23 protein-coding genes and 2 pseudogenes are annotated in these 18386 nt (G+C 35.0%); 13 read left to right on the top strand and 12 right to left on the bottom strand.

The genetic code is table 11. The features are described 5' to 3' along the window. Window positions 1-46: 46 nt before the first annotated feature. Together AC1Q8N_RS16340 and AC1Q8N_RS16335 are read left to right on the top strand one after the other, a co-directional pair. Window positions 47-286, top strand: a complete 240-nt coding sequence (locus tag AC1Q8N_RS16340) for a DUF3911 family protein (RefSeq protein ID WP_000752504.1) — start codon at window positions 47-49, stop codon at window positions 284-286. Between the two features lie 86 nt (window positions 287-372). After that, window positions 373-612, top strand: a complete 240-nt coding sequence (locus tag AC1Q8N_RS16335) for a YkuS family protein (protein WP_000101010.1) — start codon at window positions 373-375, stop codon at window positions 610-612. A 363-nt stretch (window positions 613-975) separates the two neighbouring features. Here AC1Q8N_RS16335 and AC1Q8N_RS16330 read toward each other — a convergent pair whose 3' ends face one another. Both AC1Q8N_RS16330 and ytfJ read right to left on the bottom strand, forming a co-directional pair. Continuing rightward, on the bottom strand, window positions 976-1065 hold the full coding sequence (locus tag AC1Q8N_RS16330; protein ID WP_000608225.1) for a hypothetical protein: 90 nt from the start codon (window positions 1063-1065) through the stop codon (window positions 976-978). 108 nt (window positions 1066-1173) lie between these two features. Then, complete coding sequence (ytfJ, locus tag AC1Q8N_RS16325) at window positions 1174-1641, bottom strand: GerW family sporulation protein (protein WP_053078521.1); 468 nt, start codon at window positions 1639-1641, stop codon at window positions 1174-1176. 202 nt (window positions 1642-1843) lie between these two features. Here ytfJ and AC1Q8N_RS16320 point away from each other — a divergent pair, with 202 nt between their 5' ends. Next, window positions 1844-2236: an imidazole glycerol phosphate synthase gene (locus tag AC1Q8N_RS16320; protein ID WP_116442972.1), complete on the top strand. Its 393-nt coding sequence runs from the start codon at window positions 1844-1846 to the stop codon at window positions 2234-2236. Window positions 2237-2269: 33 nt separating this feature from the next. On the opposite strand, the gene AC1Q8N_RS16315 is transcribed toward AC1Q8N_RS16320, so the two are convergent. Then, window positions 2270-3613: a TrkH family potassium uptake protein gene (locus AC1Q8N_RS16315; protein ID WP_098068902.1), complete on the bottom strand. Its 1344-nt coding sequence runs from the start codon at window positions 3611-3613 to the stop codon at window positions 2270-2272. A gap of 995 nt (window positions 3614-4608) precedes the next feature. On the opposite strand from AC1Q8N_RS16315, the gene AC1Q8N_RS16310 reads away from it, so the two are divergent. Further along, window positions 4609-5844, top strand: a complete 1236-nt coding sequence (locus AC1Q8N_RS16310) for a dicarboxylate/amino acid:cation symporter (protein WP_000814822.1) — start codon at window positions 4609-4611, stop codon at window positions 5842-5844. A gap of 22 nt (window positions 5845-5866) precedes the next feature. Here AC1Q8N_RS16310 and AC1Q8N_RS16305 read toward each other — a convergent pair whose 3' ends face one another. Together AC1Q8N_RS16305 and AC1Q8N_RS16300 are read right to left on the bottom strand one after the other, a co-directional pair. Then, the gene (locus tag AC1Q8N_RS16305; RefSeq protein WP_000184933.1) at window positions 5867-6022 is read right to left on the bottom strand and encodes a hypothetical protein; all 156 of its coding nucleotides are present in this window, start codon (window positions 6020-6022) and stop codon (window positions 5867-5869) included. 135 nt (window positions 6023-6157) lie between these two features. Continuing rightward, window positions 6158-6577, bottom strand: a complete 420-nt coding sequence (locus tag AC1Q8N_RS16300; RefSeq protein WP_000081442.1) for a MarR family winged helix-turn-helix transcriptional regulator — start codon at window positions 6575-6577, stop codon at window positions 6158-6160. Between the two features lie 162 nt (window positions 6578-6739). On the opposite strand from AC1Q8N_RS16300, the gene AC1Q8N_RS16295 reads away from it, so the two are divergent. After that, window positions 6740-7171, top strand: coding sequence for a regulatory YrvL family protein (locus AC1Q8N_RS16295; RefSeq protein WP_046958205.1), 432 nt, complete (start codon window positions 6740-6742; stop codon window positions 7169-7171). A 33-nt stretch (window positions 7172-7204) separates the two neighbouring features. Beyond that, on the top strand, window positions 7205-7792 hold the full coding sequence (locus AC1Q8N_RS16290) for a thioredoxin family protein (RefSeq protein WP_098068903.1): 588 nt from the start codon (window positions 7205-7207) through the stop codon (window positions 7790-7792). Between the two features lie 29 nt (window positions 7793-7821). Here AC1Q8N_RS16290 and uppP read toward each other — a convergent pair whose 3' ends face one another. Continuing rightward, window positions 7822-8616, bottom strand: a complete 795-nt coding sequence (gene uppP / locus AC1Q8N_RS16285) for a bacitracin resistance undecaprenyl-diphosphatase (RefSeq protein ID WP_000796251.1) — start codon at window positions 8614-8616, stop codon at window positions 7822-7824. A 181-nt stretch (window positions 8617-8797) separates the two neighbouring features. Here uppP and AC1Q8N_RS16280 point away from each other — a divergent pair, with 181 nt between their 5' ends. The 3 genes from AC1Q8N_RS16280 to AC1Q8N_RS16270 all read left to right on the top strand — a co-directional run bounded on the left by AC1Q8N_RS16280 (window position 8798) and on the right by AC1Q8N_RS16270 (window position 10574). Next, the gene (locus tag AC1Q8N_RS16280; protein WP_098077864.1) at window positions 8798-10156 is read left to right on the top strand and encodes an MATE family efflux transporter; all 1359 of its coding nucleotides are present in this window, start codon (window positions 8798-8800) and stop codon (window positions 10154-10156) included. 76 nt (window positions 10157-10232) lie between these two features. After that, window positions 10233-10406, top strand: a complete 174-nt coding sequence (locus AC1Q8N_RS16275; protein WP_046958206.1) for a 2-isopropylmalate synthase — start codon at window positions 10233-10235, stop codon at window positions 10404-10406. Window positions 10407-10424: 18 nt separating this feature from the next. Continuing rightward, entirely contained in the window at window positions 10425-10574 is a 150-nt protein-coding gene (locus AC1Q8N_RS16270) for a hypothetical protein (RefSeq protein WP_098077861.1), read from the top strand. A 63-nt stretch (window positions 10575-10637) separates the two neighbouring features. Here the strand turns inward: AC1Q8N_RS16270 and AC1Q8N_RS16265 are convergent. Then, window positions 10638-11157, bottom strand: a pseudogene (locus AC1Q8N_RS16265) (biotin transporter BioY). A gap of 83 nt (window positions 11158-11240) precedes the next feature. Here AC1Q8N_RS16265 and AC1Q8N_RS16260 point away from each other — a divergent pair. Then, window positions 11241-12149: pseudogene (locus AC1Q8N_RS16260) on the top strand (aminoglycoside phosphotransferase family protein). Here the strand turns inward: AC1Q8N_RS16260 and AC1Q8N_RS16255 are convergent. The 5 genes from AC1Q8N_RS16255 to AC1Q8N_RS16235 all read right to left on the bottom strand — a co-directional run bounded on the left by AC1Q8N_RS16255 (window position 12146) and on the right by AC1Q8N_RS16235 (window position 15215). Continuing rightward, on the bottom strand, window positions 12146-12307 hold the full coding sequence (locus AC1Q8N_RS16255) for a hypothetical protein (RefSeq protein ID WP_046958209.1): 162 nt from the start codon (window positions 12305-12307) through the stop codon (window positions 12146-12148). The pseudogene AC1Q8N_RS16260 and the gene AC1Q8N_RS16255 overlap by 4 nt on opposite strands. Window positions 12308-12405: 98 nt before the next feature. Further along, window positions 12406-13179, bottom strand: a complete 774-nt coding sequence (locus AC1Q8N_RS16250) for a hypothetical protein (RefSeq protein ID WP_098077855.1) — start codon at window positions 13177-13179, stop codon at window positions 12406-12408. A 24-nt stretch (window positions 13180-13203) separates the two neighbouring features. Then, complete coding sequence (locus AC1Q8N_RS16245; RefSeq protein ID WP_087979909.1) at window positions 13204-13650, bottom strand: flavodoxin; 447 nt, start codon at window positions 13648-13650, stop codon at window positions 13204-13206. Then, complete coding sequence (locus AC1Q8N_RS16240; RefSeq protein ID WP_000929010.1) at window positions 13643-13819, bottom strand: hypothetical protein; 177 nt, start codon at window positions 13817-13819, stop codon at window positions 13643-13645. Before AC1Q8N_RS16240 ends, AC1Q8N_RS16245 begins: the two co-directional genes overlap by 8 nt. Before the next feature lie 226 nt (window positions 13820-14045). Then, complete coding sequence (locus AC1Q8N_RS16235) at window positions 14046-15215, bottom strand: M20 metallopeptidase family protein (protein ID WP_098078580.1); 1170 nt, start codon at window positions 15213-15215, stop codon at window positions 14046-14048. A gap of 328 nt (window positions 15216-15543) precedes the next feature. On the opposite strand from AC1Q8N_RS16235, the gene AC1Q8N_RS16230 reads away from it, so the two are divergent. Genes AC1Q8N_RS16230 through dltB form a run of 3 tightly spaced genes read left to right on the top strand, consistent with a single transcriptional unit; the run spans window position 15544 to window position 18380 of the window. Continuing rightward, entirely contained in the window at window positions 15544-15690 is a 147-nt protein-coding gene (locus AC1Q8N_RS16230) for a teichoic acid D-Ala incorporation-associated protein DltX (protein WP_000440293.1), read from the top strand. A 12-nt stretch (window positions 15691-15702) separates the two neighbouring features. Further along, window positions 15703-17217 carry a D-alanine--poly(phosphoribitol) ligase subunit DltA gene (gene dltA / locus AC1Q8N_RS16225; protein ID WP_000770525.1) on the top strand — a complete coding sequence of 505 codons (1515 nt, stop codon included), beginning with the start codon at window positions 15703-15705 and terminating at the stop codon, window positions 17215-17217. Next, entirely contained in the window at window positions 17214-18380 is a 1167-nt protein-coding gene (gene dltB, locus AC1Q8N_RS16220) for a D-alanyl-lipoteichoic acid biosynthesis protein DltB (RefSeq protein ID WP_048544963.1), read from the top strand. The genes dltA and dltB overlap by 4 nt, the downstream gene beginning before the upstream one ends. Window positions 18381-18386 lie beyond the last annotated feature (6 nt).

Raw genomic sequence — 18386 nt, 5'->3', positions numbered from 1 at the left:
TCCTATTTTTAAAAAACAATTTGTCAAAATGAAGGAGGAAATCAATATGGCGTGTGTACAAATTAAAGGAACGAGACAAGAGGTAGTAGAAATGCTTCAACTATTTGATCTAATGGATACGAAAGGTTTTTGTAAATTCGATAATTATGTAGAGGTAGAACCAAATAATAAAGAACATAATAATTTTATTGCTTCAATTGACATTCATTCAAATACTTCTTCTGCCCAAGATACTTTAAACGATCAATTCGTAAGTCAAATGCTTACTGGTGTATATAACGACTAAACAAAGATTTACTTCCTACCGTCTTTTCATAAATATATGCAGTGGACTTGAGCATACTAGCAACTAGATGGTAGGAGGTGAGAATTATGGCTAGAATTGGCGTTGAAAACTCATTAACAGATGTTCAACAAGCTCTTCAGCAACAGGGACATGAAGTTGTTACCTTGGGCTCCGAACATGATGCACAAGGGTGCGATTGTTGTGTTGTAACTGGGCAAGATTCTAATATGATGGGTATTGCAGATGCATCAATTAAGGGATCGGTAATTGCAGCTCATGGTCTAACAACAGATGAAATTTGTCAGCAAGTAGAGAGCCGCACTTAAATGTATTATACAAAAAGAAAGAGGACTCCTTTTGAAAAGGAGTCCTCTTTTTTATATTCACCTAACGGGAAAGTAACATATACTGGATGAAAGCCCTACCTCTCTCTCATCATTACGGTTCCACTGACCGCTCCTTGATTCACTAGTATACATATAAAGCCTACAATAATAATTTATAGGGTTTGTTCACAAAAGTTGTTGGTAAGACTACCCGATCTTTCGCAAACTTTTCGTATTATATTTATAAGATTTATTTACTTTACACTAGCTGTAACCGAGACACGAATTAAAATTTTAACACTAATACAATAACTTGTCAACGTTTTTTGTAAATTTAAAACAGACAGTAACGGTTTGTCTGTTTTAGAATGGAGCTTTTTCTTTTATTACATATACAACAAAACCGCTTACTAACATACATAAGCCAACTACTAAGTTTTTGATATTAATCATAAATTCCTCTCCCTTATTCCACACATCATATATATTTACAGTTCAATTATTCCGATCATCTTAAAGCGCACTTTTTCTAATATATCATAATTCCTAAAAAATGCAAGTTCACTTTTGGCGACCATTTACAAATTTATCTACAGTGCTTGGTACCGTATTTAAAGCCTTTTCAATTAAATGTGTACTACTATTGAGGTGTAATACTTGCACACCGTTCGAACCGACTACTAAAAAAGCAACTGGGCTAATAGAAACCCCAGCCCCGCTTCCGCCTCCAAATGGATGGCTTTGCTTCTTCTCTTTATGCTGCCCTTGTCCGTTATTATGCTTTTCGGAAATAAAATCACCTTTAAAGTCACTTCCGCCGGCACCAAAACCAAAAGCCACTTGAGATACTGTTAATACTACATTTCCATCAGCTGTTGAAACTGGACTTCCGACAATCGTATTTACATCTACCATCTCTTTTAAATTTGTCATTGCTGTTTTCATTAAATCTTCAATTGGATGTTCCATTATGTATTGCACCCTTTCCTCATTATTCTTTTTTATACTTTCCAAAATAGAGGAAGTCATACTAACTTTTCCTATTTCAAAAAAACAATTTTACTCTTCTAAGTGGAATTACGCCTTGTACTCGTTCGGATAAAGTGAAACTTTAATCAGCAGGGCTTTGTTCATCCCCCACTGATTATTAGCCATCAGCAATCAGATGTTTACGGGCTACAATAGCGGGATAAAAAAGAAAAAGAGATGCATACTACTATTGAACCTTGTTATGAAAGGAGTCATGACTTTGACTGAGAAATTTGATGAGTATAAAAAAAGAGATAGAATAGATAGTGATTATAGTGACTATAAAGAAGAATATGCAGCTGAGGTTGCACCACAGCACATTGATTATGATTACGATGAGAAAGATAATAAAGATGATGTAAGATCGTCCGCCGCTGGATCAACTGCTGGCTTTATCGCTCTTGCCTTATCTATCTTATCACTCTTTACCTTCCCAACATTATTTGGTCTTGTTTCTGTATTACTAGGAATTTACGCTTATAATCGCGGAGCTACTGTAACTGGTGGTATCGCTGCGATTGTCGGCGGAATTGCAGCACTCATTGCAATTTTATTCCGAGTAGCACTTGTCGGATTATTGTTCTCCCTTTTTTAAAAAGAAAAAGGTATCTCGCTTATGCGGGATACCTTATCCTGTAAATACATCTTCCCATGGATATTTAATTTTTTGTTTTGCTGGTCGCGCTAAAGAAAAAACAAGTGTTAACGGTCCAATTAATCCACAAAACATAACAAACATAATAATACATTTTCCAAACGCTGATAACTTTGCAGTAATCCCCATCGTTAACCCTACTGTTCCAAACGCTGAAATTGTTTCAAATAGTAACTGAATAAAACTAAAGTTTTCTGTAAGCATTAATACAAATACTGCTGCAAAAATGAGTATTTGACTGGCAACAGCAATGGCTAACGCTCTCGTTACTGTTGACATTTTTATCGTGCGCTGAAATAAAACGATTTCCTCTTTTTTTCTAAAGAAAGAAAGGACGGATGTAACTAAAATAACAAACGTTGTTAATTTAATCCCTCCACCTGTCGATACACTTCCTGCACCAATAAACATTAAAACCATCGTAAGTAATATAGATGATTCTTCCATCCCCCCGTAGTCAACTGTATTAAATCCAGCAGTGCGAGGAGTAATACCTTGGAAAAAAGAAGCCCATAACTTTTCATTTAAAGGTAAATTCCCCAACGTCTTCACATTATTATATTCCAATACAAAAATCACAATCATCGCTATCACATTTAGCGCTACTGTTCCAACAATCATGATTTTGGAATGAAGCGATAATTTTCGAAAACTCCGGCTATACCATATATCAATTAATACAGTAAAACCGAGACCACCTATTACGATTAAAGAGCAGATCCCAATATTAATAATTGGATCTCCTACATACCTCGTTAAATTATCTGGCCATAGAGCAAATCCGGCATTATTATATGATGCGATCACGTGAAAAATACTATAGTATACACCTTTTCCAAAGCCAAACTCTGGAATAAAGCGAAATGATAAAAAGATAACTCCAATCAATTCAATACAAATTGAAAATATAAAGACACGTTTTACTAATTTTACAAGACCACCTATATTTGTCTGATTAAATGCCTCTCCGATTAATAATCGATGGCGTAACCCGATTTTTTTACCTAATACCCAAACAATTAAAATGGCAATTGTCATAAGACCTAAACCACCTGTTTGAATTAAAAACATAATAACAATCTCGCCAAACATCGTAAACGTACTTGCAGTATCTACTACTCCTAATCCGGTTACAGTTGCTGCTGACGTTGCCGTAAAGAAAGCATCTACCCAACTAATATGTACTTTCGTTGCGAATGGTAACTTTAATAACAAACCGCCAACCAGAATTAAGCAGAAAAAACCTAGTGCTAATATTTGTGGTGGATTTAATCGTATAAAACGATTATACAGCCCTTGTCTTTTTGTTACTTCCATGTTCACTAACTCCCTTTTCCCCTCATAACTAAAGGCTTATAAGAAACCTTACATAGCGGGATAAACCTTATATTCTTATAATATAGTTGAGCATAATCCTTTTTTTTAAAGATTTCAACTTTTATTTATACTCGAACTCCACTTCATTTTATGACAAGAAACTTTCTATTATATTTATTCGTACTCTACAACTCTCGTAACAATCATTTTATATGTATCATTTCTCAAATTCTCATACCTTTCACTCTATGTTCACATGGGGGTCACATCCAACTTTTATAGTATATATATCGAAGTTGTTCCTCCCTAATTTATAAGACATTCCCCAGTGTCTTGAACAACTTCCATCCCTAATTAAATTGACATAAATTGTCCCCTTCCTTAGGCCATCATTTGTGATGGTCTTATTTTTTGTTTACTCTACCTCTTATTTAAAACTCCCTCTCTCTTTCACTCTATGTTCACATGGGGGTCACATCCAACTTTTATAGTATATGTATCGAAGTTGTTCCTCCCTAATTTATAAGACATTCCCCAGTGTCTTGAACAGCTTCCATCCCTAATTAAATTGACATAAATTGTCCCCTTCCTTAGGCCATCATTTGTGATGGTCTTATTTTTTTATTTACTCTATCTTCTATTTAAAACTCCCTCTCTCTTTCACTCTATGTTCACATGGGGGTCACATCCAACTTTTATAGTATACGTATCGAAGCTGTTCCTCCCTAATTTATAAGACATTCCCCAGTGTCTTTGAATAGCTTCCATCCCTAATTAAATTGACATAAATTGTCCCCTTCCCTAGACCATCCTATGTGATGGTCTACTTTGTGTTCTAACTAAATTCCCCAAATTTTTTGCTTACTTTAGCAAAAGCAATCTATATTTAAATACATATTTTCATACAAAATATTCAGAAAATACTGTCGAAACAGGCGGTTTTTCTGTACAATTAATGTAGAAAGTAATTTCACAAAAATAAAGGGGGGGTTTTATTGAAACAAACAAAAGCAATCTTAATCGCATTATTTCTCGGTTTAGTCGTCGGACTCACTTTAAATTTAGCTGCACCATCCATTTTTGAACCATTAAATCAATATGTGTTCAATCCACTTGGTCAATTATTTATTCGCCTCATTAAAATGCTAGTTGTTCCTGTTGTATTCATTTCTATCGTGCTTGGATCTGCTGGGCTTGGAGACCCGAAACAACTTGGAAGAATCGGCTTAAAATCAATTTCATTCTTTCTTGTAACTACAGCCGTTGCCATCTCTATTGCAGTTACATTTGCACTGATTATACAACCAGGATCTGGCGGTAACTTTAAAACCGAAGGGCTTAAATATGAAGGGGCAAAAACCGAAACATCTTTCGTCGATACATTGCTAAATATCGTACCAGATAACCCAGCAAAAGCGATGGCTGATGGAAACATGTTACAAATTATTGCCTTTGCCGTATTAATCGGACTCGGTATAGCTATTTTAGGAAAACGAGTTCAAGGTATCCATTCATTACTTGAACAGGGCAACGAATTAATGATGTATCTTGTTAATCTCGTTATGAAATTAGCTCCAATCGGAACATTTGGATTGCTCGCTTCATCCGTTGGTAAAATGGGTCTTGCAGGCGTCGCTGCGATGTTCAAGTATATGATTGTCGTTATGCTAGTACTTATTATTCACGGCGTCTTCGTCTATGGCGGATTATTAAAGGTATTAGCAAAAGAAAGTATTGTCCGTTTCTTTAAACATTTCGGACCGGTAATGGCAATTGGGTTTAGTACATCTAGCTCTAATGCATCTCTTCCGTTTGCAATGAAAACAGCACAAGAAAAACTTGGCGTTCCAAAAGCGATAAGTTCTTTTGTACAACCACTAGGTGCAACAATTAATATGGATGGTACTGCCATTATGCAAGGTGTAGCAACTGTGTTTATCGCTCAAGTATACGGAGTTGAGCTTACTATGTCCCAATTAGCTGTCGTCGTATTAACTGCTGTACTAGCTAGTATCGGTACTGCTGGTGTACCAGGTGTTGGACTTGTAATGCTTACGATGGTTTTAAATCAAGTAAATCTACCCGTAGAAGGTATTGCCTTAATTATCGGTATTGATCGCATTTTAGATATGTCAAGAACAGCTGTAAATATTTCCGGTGATGCAATTTGCGCAATGATCGTCGCAAAATCAGAAGAAAAATATAATACGGATCAATCCGCAGCATCTTAAATCAAAAAAGGAGTGAATTATTTCACTCCTTTTTTGATTTACTTCCTTTTTTCGAACGATATTCTTTTCCTTTATTATCATTACCAGTCTCAAATTCAGTACTAAACTCTTGCTGAAATTGCCCTGATTTCGGTGAGCCTTGATTTCCGCTCCCTTTACTACCATTTCGATTTGTCATATGTCTGCCCCCTTCCTTACTAGTAGTATGTTACATATTTTCTTTTTTATAATCTTTTACATACGAAAGAAGACCTTCCTCACATAGGGAAGGTCTTCTCCTTTATTACGTAAGCGTTTTCTTACTTGTAATGAATTAAATAAGTTTTTTAGAAATTGATATCATTATATTCATTTCTTCTTCTGAAAGCGCGGAGAATCTTTCTTGTAAATATTTCTTTTTCTCCCCTTCCATTTTCGCAACTAAATCTTTTCCTTGTTCTGTAATCTCCAAATATACAACTCTGCGATCTGACGTAGAACGTGAACGAGTTACAAAACCTTTATTAATTAATTTTTCTGTAACAGCTGTAATATGACTATTCGACACATTTAACTCATTGGCTACACGTGATACCATTTCTTTATTCGTACGATTCAATATTCTAAGGACAATGAACTCATTCCACGGTATGTAACCACCAAATATCTTTCCAATATCATTACGCAACGTGCGGAACATAGCAAAAACATTTGTCGATAGTTCTTCCATTAATTGCTCTCGATTTTGAGACAACTTTGACAGCCCCTTTTATTTCATTTAGTTAAATAAAAACCTTATTAATAATTTTACATGAAATCTTACTTTTTGTCACCTTATTTTCCCATAATTCGTAGTTTTTAAATAGATATTTCATGATACAATAAAGTTGATTTTCCAGAAAAAGGGGATGAAATAGTGAGTGAAGAAGACAAATTTTCTAATCTCAATCTAAAAGATAAGACTTTGATTATTGGTTTTGTTATTCTGTTTCTCATTATAACTTTTGCATTTATATTCTTTGTATATGTAGGAATCTTTCATATTACAGGTATAGAGTATAGATCACGCACTGCTTTACTTCTATTTTTTCTATTAATCACTTTCTTAGACGGTATTACATTCTTTATCTTCGGCTTCCTCAAGGCGTTGCTATATCCAATGACAAAAAACATGCCAAATTGGCTGGCTATTACTCTTTTTGCAATCATTGAAATTACGCTAGATTGGTTCGTCATTCATACTGCCGATGATTGGATAGAGAGCGTACAACTGTCCAATCTTACTGAATTATGTGTCGTACTATTCTTTTTCCTATTAAATCAATTATTAAGTGACAAGAAAGAGTAAGAATACAAGCTTTTCTATATAAAAATTGGTACAATGAAAACAAATCATACTAAAGAGGTGTTACTTATGAACTTACAACAATGGGCTGATAAAGGTATGTCCTTTGATACATATGTGAATGAAATGAAAGTCAATCAATACGAGCTACTACACATTTACAATAACTTTTTAATTCCAAATGAATTACTTCCTGTATTAGAAGAACGCCAAAATGATGGCTGGCGTGTTATCGTATTAACAGCTGATTGGTGTGGTGACGCTCTTTTATGCGTACCTGTTATGAAACGAATTTCTGAAGTTGCAAATATTGATATGAAATTATTAATTCGCGATGAAAACTTAGAATTAATGGATCAATATTTAACAAATGGAACAGCACGTGCCATTCCAATTTTTATTTTCATTGATAAAGATGGAAATGAACAAGCCGTTTGGGGACCACGCGCTCCAAAAGTACAAGAATTAGTAACTTCAATGCGCGCTACATTGCCTGAAAAAGAAGATCCAACATTCGAAGAGAAACAAAAAGAAATGTACGCTAATTTCCGTGCCACATTAGCGGATGATACTACTCTTTGGGAACATGTAATGGAAAGCATGATGGAAAAAGTAGTAAAATAAAAAAACTGCCGAACTCGGCAGTTTTTTTATTACATAATGAAGAAGAAATAGAATACCGCAGCTAAAATGAAACGGTAGTAAGCGAACGGTGTTAGTTTTACACGAGCTAATAATTTTAAGAATGAAACAATTGCAAGCATCGCAACAACGAATGCTGTAATGAATCCTGTTGCAAATAATGGGATATCAGCCGTACTTAATATATCCCAGCTTTTAATTAAATCTAAACCACTTGCAGCTACCATCATTGGTACTGCTAAAATGAATGTATATTCAGCCGCCGCTGTATGTGACACGCGAGCTAATAAACCACCACTTATTGTAGATCCAGAACGAGAAAATCCTGGCCAAAGCGCTAAACATTGGAACATTCCAATTGTAAATGCTTGCTTATATGTGATTTCATCTAATGTTCTTGCTGTACTTGGTTTCGAAAACTTTTCAGCAACAATCATTAAAATACCACCAGCCACTAAACTGATGACAACTGGGCCTGGCCCAAATAAAACTTCTTTAATCGCGCTATGGAACAATACGCCAAGTACGCCGGCAGGAATCATCCCGATAATAATATGTAATAAATTTAACGATGGTCCTTCTGTTACTTTCCCTATACCTACTAAAGACCATAGACGCTTCCAAAATATAACAACAACTGCTAAAATCGATCCCAATTGAATAACAACTTCGAAAACTTTCGCTCTCTCATCGTCAAATCCAAGTAAATGACCTGTTAAAATCATATGTCCTGTTGATGAAACTGGTAAAAACTCTGTTAAACCTTCAACAGCACCCATGATTATTCCAATTAACCAATCAGCCACGAGTAGTGCCTCCTTAATAACGAATATGTAATTTTTCACACCTTATCATAATACCTTATCCCCTTTTAAAGTGCATCTTTTTTTTATTGATTGTACATGTTGTATGCGCGTATTTCTTTTCTATTTTTTGATTAAATTGTATGATAGTAAGAGTTTGTTTTTTTAGCGGAAAGGGGATTTTATGAAGGAAACTAATTCATTCTCACAAAAATTAAAGCAATTTGTATTACTATTTTTCCCGATTTTCGTAACGCAAATGTCATTATTTGCAATGAGTTTTTTCGATACGACAATGTCAGGGCACGCAAGTCCTATTGATTTAGCTGGTGTTGCTATCGGAACAAGTATATGGCTTCCCGTTAGTACCGGATTAACAGGAATTTTAATGGCTACTACTCCAATTGTTGCGCAGCTCGTTGGATCAAAGAAAAAAGAAGATGTTCCCCAAGTTGTCATACAAGCAGTATATTTAGCAATTTGTGCTAGTTTCGTGGTCATCCTTATCGGTTTCTTCGCTGTTTCACCTATTTTAAACGGCATGCGCCTGGAAGAACCTGTGGAACGTATTGCGGCACAATTTTTAAGTATTATTGCAATTGGAATTATCCCTTTATTTACTTACACTGTTTTGCGCGGGTTTATTGATGCATTAGGAAAAACTCGCACAACGATGATTATTACATTACTATCATTACCAATTAACGTAGTATTGAATTATGTATTAATTTTCGGTCATTTCGGTTTTCCAAAACTCGGTGGTGTTGGAGCGGCAATTGCTTCTGCAGCAACCTATTGGTGCATTTTAATTATTACCGTTATTATTATTCGTACGAAAGAGCCTTTCGCATCTTTCAATATATTTAAACAATTATATCGTCCTTCTCTTTCAAGTTGGACTGAATTCTTAAAACTTGGCGTCCCTATCGGATTTGCTATCTTTTTTGAAACGAGTATTTTTGCTGCAGTGACACTTATGATGAGTAATTTTAGTACGACAACAATCGCTGCTCATCAAGCAGCTATGAACTTCGCTTCCTTGTTATATATGACTCCTTTAAGTTTAGCAATGGCAATGACCATCGCTGTTGGATTTGAAGTTGGAGCAAAGCGATACAATAACGCAAAACAATATGGATTTATCGGGATTGGCTTAGCACTTGCATTCGCCCTATTATATTCAATTCTTCTCTACTTCTTTGATGATGCAATTGCTTCAATTTATACGACAGATATACAAGTTCATCATTTAGCAAAAGAATTTCTTATATTTGCGATTTTATTTCAAATTTCAGATGCAATTGCAACTCCCGTACAAGGGGCACTGCGTGGTTATAAAGATGTCAATGTCGCCTTAATTATGACGCTAATTGCTTATTGGGTAATCGGTCTTCCTCTTGGCTACATATTAGCAACTTATACGGAATGGGCAGCGAAAGGTTATTGGATCGGTCTTATTATCGGTCTAGCATTTGGAGCTAGCTTCCTACTTATCCGTCTCTTTCAAGTCCAGAGAAAATATACAACGCAAAACAGCCGCTAATGATATAGCGGCTGTTTTCTTCATGCATATTTTTTCTTTGAACGTATAACATAATGAAAAAGAAAGGTGGATACATATGGACGAAAAAGAAAAAAAGCAAGCATTCAATGAAGAATTCGCCCCTGAAATTTCACCTGGATATCGGCAAGATGTACATAAGCCACCTAAATATAAAAACACCTCGTTTTTAATGGGCATTACCATTTTTGCTGCGGTGTTACTCGTACTCATCATTTTCGTTTATTTTTAAGGAAAGGTGACATATTATATGAAGAAAAAAGATTCCAATCGTTCAAAAAGAACTGTGAAAACAGAAAAAGGGTATGCAGGTGATTCTGTTCTTACTCAGAAACAAGTCGAGCAAGGAAATTTATATATTGCTCAAAAAGAACTTGGTCAACAAAATGAAAACCTTTAGAATCCCTCAAAGAACTGGGGGATTTTTTTATCCGCTATTTGTAGCACTCATTCATGTTTCACTTTATTGTACATACTGTTTTTGTTCTAACACCTTAAATAAATTATTAACCTTTACAATTTTTATTTCATAATTCAATTTCATTTCGCTTCTCTTACCATTTTCAGTACCCGCAACGTACGCTGCAGTTTGATAACGAAAACTCTCATCTGTCTCTTCACGTATGTCCCTCGTCTGTAAATTTATACTCTAAATCCCGAAAGCGATTTGGATAATAATTTCTCATTAATTGTTCACACTCTCTATTTACAAATAGTTCTTCACCTTTTCGTTTCACATCTTCTTTATTATTAAACTCAAACACTGATAATTGCTCTGTCACAAAATGTTCTCCTACCTTTTTCATTTCATTATGAGTTAAAGTTTCTATACTTTTATTCTTTAATTCCTTATTTAACCCGTACTGATCAATCAGTTTAAAGGTAGCAAAAACCTCCTCTTTATATGACCAAAACAAGCCAAAAGCGATACATAGAGCAATGATGAATAGTCTTTTCTTCGTAATACTCCCGCCCTTCTTCATAATGATAGTTATATTTTAACATATAGAAAGAAAATTCTGATATCATAAAGTGGAATAACTTAACTTAGAAATGAGGAACAATTATGGACTCTTACAAACAGTATATAAAAGAAGCTTTGCCTAATCTTTCTATACATTCATATAAATAAAATGAAGAAGGCTGGGATAATGTAGCGGTTATAGTAAATGAGGAGCTACTGTTTCGTTTCCCTCGAAAACAGGAATATGCAACGCGAATTCCGTTAGAAAAAGAACTATGCACACTCCTCTCTTGTTCACTACATGAAATTGAGGTTCCACAGTATCACCTATTATATAGAAATGATGCTGATGCGGTTCCACTTTGTAGTTACTATACACTCATTCATGGTGAACCATTAAAAACAGACATAGTAATCAAGCTTGAGGATAAAGAACTGAAAACTATTATTACACAATTAGCCACCTTCCTTGCAACCTTACATAGTATTCCTTTAAAACAAGGTACAACGTTAGGATTCCCTGTTGAAAAAACACTCACCTACTGGAAAGAGCTACAAACAAAATTAACTCAATATCTTACTAACAGTCTTACTTCATACCAGAAATCAGCGTTAAATTGTTTATTTGAAAATTTCTTTACATGTATCGATACATCCACTTTTCAAAAAACAATTATTCACGCTGACTTTACACATCATCACATTTTATTTGATCACCAAAATAAAACCATTTCAGGTATTATCGATTTTGGTGATGCTCAAATTGGAGATCCTGCCTTTGATTTTGCTGGGCTATATTATGATTTCGGACATGAATTTACTACATCAGTATATGAACAATACAGTACGCTTATTTCACACTATGATCCATTACTCATTCATCGCATCACGACCTTTTATCAATACAGTCCTTTATTACATAATATGATTTATAACTTAGAAACAAAGAATGAACTTAAATTCCTAGCAGGTACAGAAAAACTGAAAGTAATACTACAGGGCCGAGATTAAATTCTCTCCCGATATTCTCTCTCTTCATACATCATTAACTTTTTATCCATTTCAACAATAATTTGATACAGTTGAAACGCTTGTAAAATTTGCAGTTGAATTCCAAAAGGAGCATTCTGTTCTTTTAACCATTGAAATACTTTCGTTTCATCTTTCATTGATTATTCCTCCCTTTATTAAAATCTGCTACAAATATACGTTAAATGATGAAAAGCTTTTCATGTCAATAACAAAAAAGGATGCAAAATTGCATCCTTTAATGTACGATATTTTTCTTCTGCTTCGCTTCTTTCTTTACTTCTTCCCTTTGGCATTCACTACGAAACGCACAACTCATACACTCAGAACGAAAATGACGCTCTGTATAATGCTCAGGTTGTTGCAACATTTCTTTCATTCTAGATAAATCAGCCATGCCAGTTATAATATCTTCCTGTTTCGGAATGTACTCATACTTAGTTCCTTCTATTAAATTAATAACTTCAATTTTTCCTGGAAGAATACCGAAAGCTTTATAACTGAATACTGTCATTAACTTTTGACAAAGAGCAAGCATTTCCTCATCCGCATCGACAACATACTTTTTAATTACAAACGACTCAGTACGCCACTCACCAACTTCTAATGTCAATGACATGTGGACACCTAACTCTTCCATATATGTTTGAAATTTTTCATATAAAAATAACGGTGGTGTCTGACTATCATCTCTTTCAACAAACTGTAATAAGTGATCCGTTAACTTCGCTAACACAATATAATACTCCGTCTTTGAAGCGAACATATTAATCCTTACTCTTTTCCAATACTTTTCTATTAATATTAAAAGTACGATTTTCGTTTGTTGGCCCGCAGGTAGTGTGTAATATTCATTAATAATTCGATTCACAATCATTTGTGCGATTTGTTGCCATTCAAATGAAGAAGGTTCTCTTCTTTTTATATGACGGAAATAAAATTTATGCGGACAACGCATAAAATCATACAAATGATAATCTGTCATCGTTTTGATTGCGATTTTCTCATGCACTTGCTCTTCATCTCCCTTCTGCCATTAAGAAAGGTGTTTTACAAATTCAGCTCCAAACTGTAAACATTTTTCTACATCTTCATCTTCTGGCGTTAATTCTACTTTTAGTCCTTCTAACACAACTGCAGCTCCGCGCTCTTGTAGCTTTTCTATTAAAATGTCAACCGCCACGCCGTATTTCGGATAAGCCGAATCACATGATCCGAATACTGCTGCTTTTTTCCCGGTTAAATCAATAGAATCCATTGCATCATAAAAATCTAAGAAATCATCAGGAAGGTCACCATCTCCCCAAGTGTAAGCACCTAAAATAATTCCGTCATACTGTTCTAGTATAGAAGCTTCTGGTGAATCCATAATATCGATAACTTCAATTTCATTTTCTGTTTCACGAATTGTACCTGCAATATGATCAGCCATTTCCTCTGTATTTCCACTCATACTTGCAAAAATCATTACTAACTTACTCAACTGAATCTCTCCTTTTACCTTGTATCTCTTTTTCTGTTGGAAGCGGACTCTTCTCATCTACATATTCAGAACGAATTACATTTCGTTGCCATTCCATATGCTGATCAACATCTTTATTTTTATCTTTTAATCCCCTCCGCAGAAGGTGAAATTTTTTTCTCATTAACATGTCGCATCCATCCTATTGATAATAATTATCAATTTCAACTACCCTTAGATTAATTGACAGTGATTATCAATGTCAATAACTATTTTTAAAAAAATGATTAAAATGTACAAGCTTGTCCGTTAGCTATTCATATACTATAAATGAGCATAGTTCTTTCTCAGCCCTCTCTGACGGAAAGAAATAAAAGCAACTGCGATAGAGCGCAGTTGCCTTTTTTTATACTTTTTTACGATTTTAGCAATCTTATCGCTGTCTCTAGAAATAATCCCACTCCATAAATTAAAGCTGCTTCATCTACATCAAATTTTGGATGATGATGTGGATAACAAGTATCTATCTTTTCATTCCCCGTCCCCAATTTAATGAAGCAACCCGGTGCTTTTCTTAAATATGCTGAAAAATCTTCTCCTCCCATAGAAGGTTCAAGCTTCACAACACGCTCATTCCCAAACAAATGTAGTGCACTTTCTTCTACTACTTTCGTAATATATTCATCATTAATAACCGGATCATATCCATATCGATACGTATATGTATACTTCCCTCCATGTGCTTTTGTAATTCCTTTCACGATTTGCTCAATTTTCTCTTCTGCTTCTATTCTTAACGCTTGATTAAAAGAACGCACAGTTCCCATTAAAGTTGCTGTATTAGGAATAATATTATCAGCCATTCCCCCATGAAACTGCGTAACTGAAACAACTCTTTGCATGAAAGCACTTGTATTTCTTGATACGATATGTTGTAAATTTGTAATAATCTGTGCTCCGATAGCAATAGGATCTATCGTTTCTTCTGGCCTCGCCGCATGCCCTCCTTTCCCTTGAATTTCAACTGTAAATACGTCCGGTGCTGCCATCATCGGTCCATACGTAATTCCGATTTTCCCGCTCTCAAGTCCTGACATAACATGTAAACCTATTACATAATCAACACCATCCATCACGCCTGCCTCAACCATTTCTTGTCCCCCGCCAGGATACACCTCTTCTGCGTGCTGAAAGAAGAGACGAATCTCACCTACGAAATCTTCCTTTATATTTGATAGCACCTCTGCTGTACTTAACAAAATAGCTGCGTGAGCATCATGCCCACATGCATGCATCATTCCTTTATTCACAGACGTATAAGATTTCCTTGTCTCCTCTTGAATTGGTAAAGCATCTATATCAGCTCGAATCGCAACTACTTTCCCTTGTCCCGTCCCTCTTTTAATTGCTAGTACACTATACTTCGTCGGTCTCGTTACTTCAAAAGAAGAAAATGAACATAATGTATCATATATAAATTGTGAAGTTTCTTTTTCATGAAATGATAATTCCGGATATTTATGAAAATGCTGTCTCCATTTAATAATGTTTTCTTCTGAAATAAGATCCTTCCACATCCTCTTCATCAGAAATTCCTCCTCTTATGAAACTTTAACAATTCATACATTAACTATGAAAAACTCAAACGAATATTACATTTCTATACATTCTCCCAGACCACTTTTATACATTCACACAATCCACTTCCTATTTACATGTCAAACCCATTACAAATTCATGCTGAATGTAATATAATTGCTAAGTTAGGGATTTTCTTTTTTAGTATTTAGTGCTAATATCAGAAAAGAGCCTTTTGACTTATTTTTACCTAAAATGTGGAATTTTGTTTTTTTCACAATAATGTAGGACATGATACCTACAAAGAGCTATCATTTCATTAAGAGAGGGAAAGACATGGAAAGATTAAAAGAGATATGGTCTCGACCACTCACACAATGGGTTGCAAAGACGGTTTATTACCTTGCAATTTTATTTGCATTACTTTGGTTGTATGGATTCCATGATACAAACACAAGTACATTTATTTACAACGAATTTTAGGGTGGGAACGTTATGAAGTTATTAGAACAAATTGAAAAGTGGGCTATTGAAACGCCTGATCAAACTGCTTTTGTTTGGCGAGATGCGAAAATTACGTACAAACAATTAAAGGAAGATTCTGATGCGTTAGCACATTGGATTTCTTCTGAGTATCCAGATGATCGTTCACCAATTATGGTGTATGGCCATATGCAACCTGAAATGATTATTAACTTTTTAGGATGTGTAAAAGCTGGACACGCTTATATTCCTGTAGATTTATCTATCCCAGCTGATCGTGTACAACGTATCGCTGAAAATTCTGGTGCGAAACTACTTTTATCAGGAACTGAAGTAACTGTAACTGATTTACCAGTTCGCATTGTAAGTGAAGACAACTTAAAAGATATTTTCTTTACTCATAAAGGGAACACTCCAAATCCTGAACATGCGGTAAAAGGTGATGAGAACTTCTACATTATTTACACATCAGGAAGCACAGGTAATCCGAAAGGGGTTCAGATTACTTATAACTGCCTTGTAAGCTTTACAAAATGGGCTGTAGAAGATTTCAACTTACAAACAGGACAAGTATTCTTAAACCAAGCACCTTTCTCATTCGATTTATCTGTCATGGATATTTACCCATCCTTAGTAACAGGTGGTACACTTTGGGCAATCGATAAAGATATGATTGCACGTCCAAAAGACTTGTTTGCTTCTTTAGAGCAATCGGATATACAAGTATGGACTTCAACACCATCTTTCGCAGAAATGTGTTTAATGGAAGCATCTTTCTCTGAGAGTATGCTTCCAAACATGAAAACATTCTTATTCTGCGGTGAAGTGTTACCAAACGAAGTGGCTAGAAAATTAATTGAGCGTTTCCCGAAAGCGACAATTATGAATACGTACGGTCCAACAGAAGCTACTGTCGCTGTAACAGGTATTCACGTTACAGAAGAAGTGCTTGATCAATACAAATCACTTCCAGTTGGCTACTGTAAATCAGACTGCCGCCTTCTTATTATGAAAGAAGATGGCACGATTGCACCTGATGGTGAAAAAGGTGAAATCGTAATTGTCGGTCCAAGCGTAAGCGTTGGATATTTAGGAAGCCCTGAATTAACAGAAAAAGCATTTACTATGATTGACGGTGAGCGCGCCTATAAAACAGGCGATGCTGGCTATGTTGAAAATGGTCTTCTATTCTATAATGGTCGTCTTGATTTCCAAATTAAGCTGCATGGTTATCGAATGGAATTAGAAGAAATTGAGCATCACCTTCGTGCGTGTTCTTACGTAGAAGGAGCAGTTATCGTTCCAATTAAAAAAGGTGAGAAATACGATTATTTATTAGCGGTTGTTGTTCCTGGAGAACATTCATTTGAAAAAGAATTCAAATTAACATCTGCAATTAAAAAAGAACTCAATGAGCGATTACCAAACTACATGATTCCACGTAAATTCATGTATCAATCTTCTATTCCAATGACACCAAATGGAAAGGTAGATCGCAAAAAATTATTGAGTGAGGTTACAGCATGACCGCATATGGATCATTTTATTTTTTCGCTATAGTGGGCATTTTATTAATACCTACTATCATAGCTGGATTAAAAGGTAAAATGTTGCGTAAATATAATGCCGTTTTAACATTAGTCATGATTGCTATTATCTTCTCGGATAAACCGAAGCAAGCGATTATGTTAGCCGTATTTATTATTTGGCAATATGCCCTGATTAAAGGCTATTTAATTTTAAGAAAACAAAATAATAGTACATTCATGTTTTGTATAGCTGTTATTTTATCGATTTTGCCACTTATTTTGGCAAAAGTCGCACCATTTGTACCTGAATTGCATTTTATTGTTTTCGCAGGTATGTCTTACGTAACATTTAGAGCTGTACAAATGGTCTTTGAAGTTCGTGATAATTTAATTAAAGAACTTTCCTTCTTTAATTTCTGGGAGTTTGTTTTATTCTTCCCTGCGATTTCAAGTGGACCTATCGATCGTTACCGTAGATTCCAAAAAGATATCCAAAAGCCACCTAGTGCTGAGGAATATCAAAAATTACTATATACAGGGCTTAACCGTATTTTCCAAGGTTTTCTGTATAAGTTTATAATCGCGCACTTGATAACAACATACCTTGTTAAGGCAGTATTCGCCAATCAAGATACACTTTTATCTAATGTGATTTTTATGTACGCTACTAGCATGCAATTATTCTTTGACTTTGCAGGTTATAGTGCGTTCGTAATTGGTATCAGTTACATGATGGGAATTAAAACACCAGAAAACTTTAATAAGCCATTCCTTAGTCGTAACATTAAAGACTTCTGGAACCGCTGGCACATGAGTTTATCATTCTGGTTCCGTGATTTTATTTACATGCGTTTCGTCTTTTTTGCAACGAAGAAAAAGTTAATCAAGAACCGTTACACAATTTCGTATATCGGTGCCTTTTTAAACTTCTTCATTATGGGAATTTGGCACATCCAAGGAAGCGCCATTGCGCAGTATGTTATTTATGGTCTCTATCATGCCGCACTGTTTATTTTATTCGATATTTTCGAACGAAAAAACAAGAAGCATAAGTTTTGGCCAAACAATAAATTTACACACGTCCTTGCGATTGTAATTACGTTCCACGTTGTATGTTTCGGTTTCCTAATTTTCTCTGGACACCTTAACAGATACTTTTAATGCACC

This window comes from Bacillus sp. GW823-FHT06B01 (assembly GCF_058952315.1).
The sequence above is the reverse complement of the archived record's forward strand: the minus strand, read 5'-3'. Positions and strand labels throughout refer to the sequence as shown.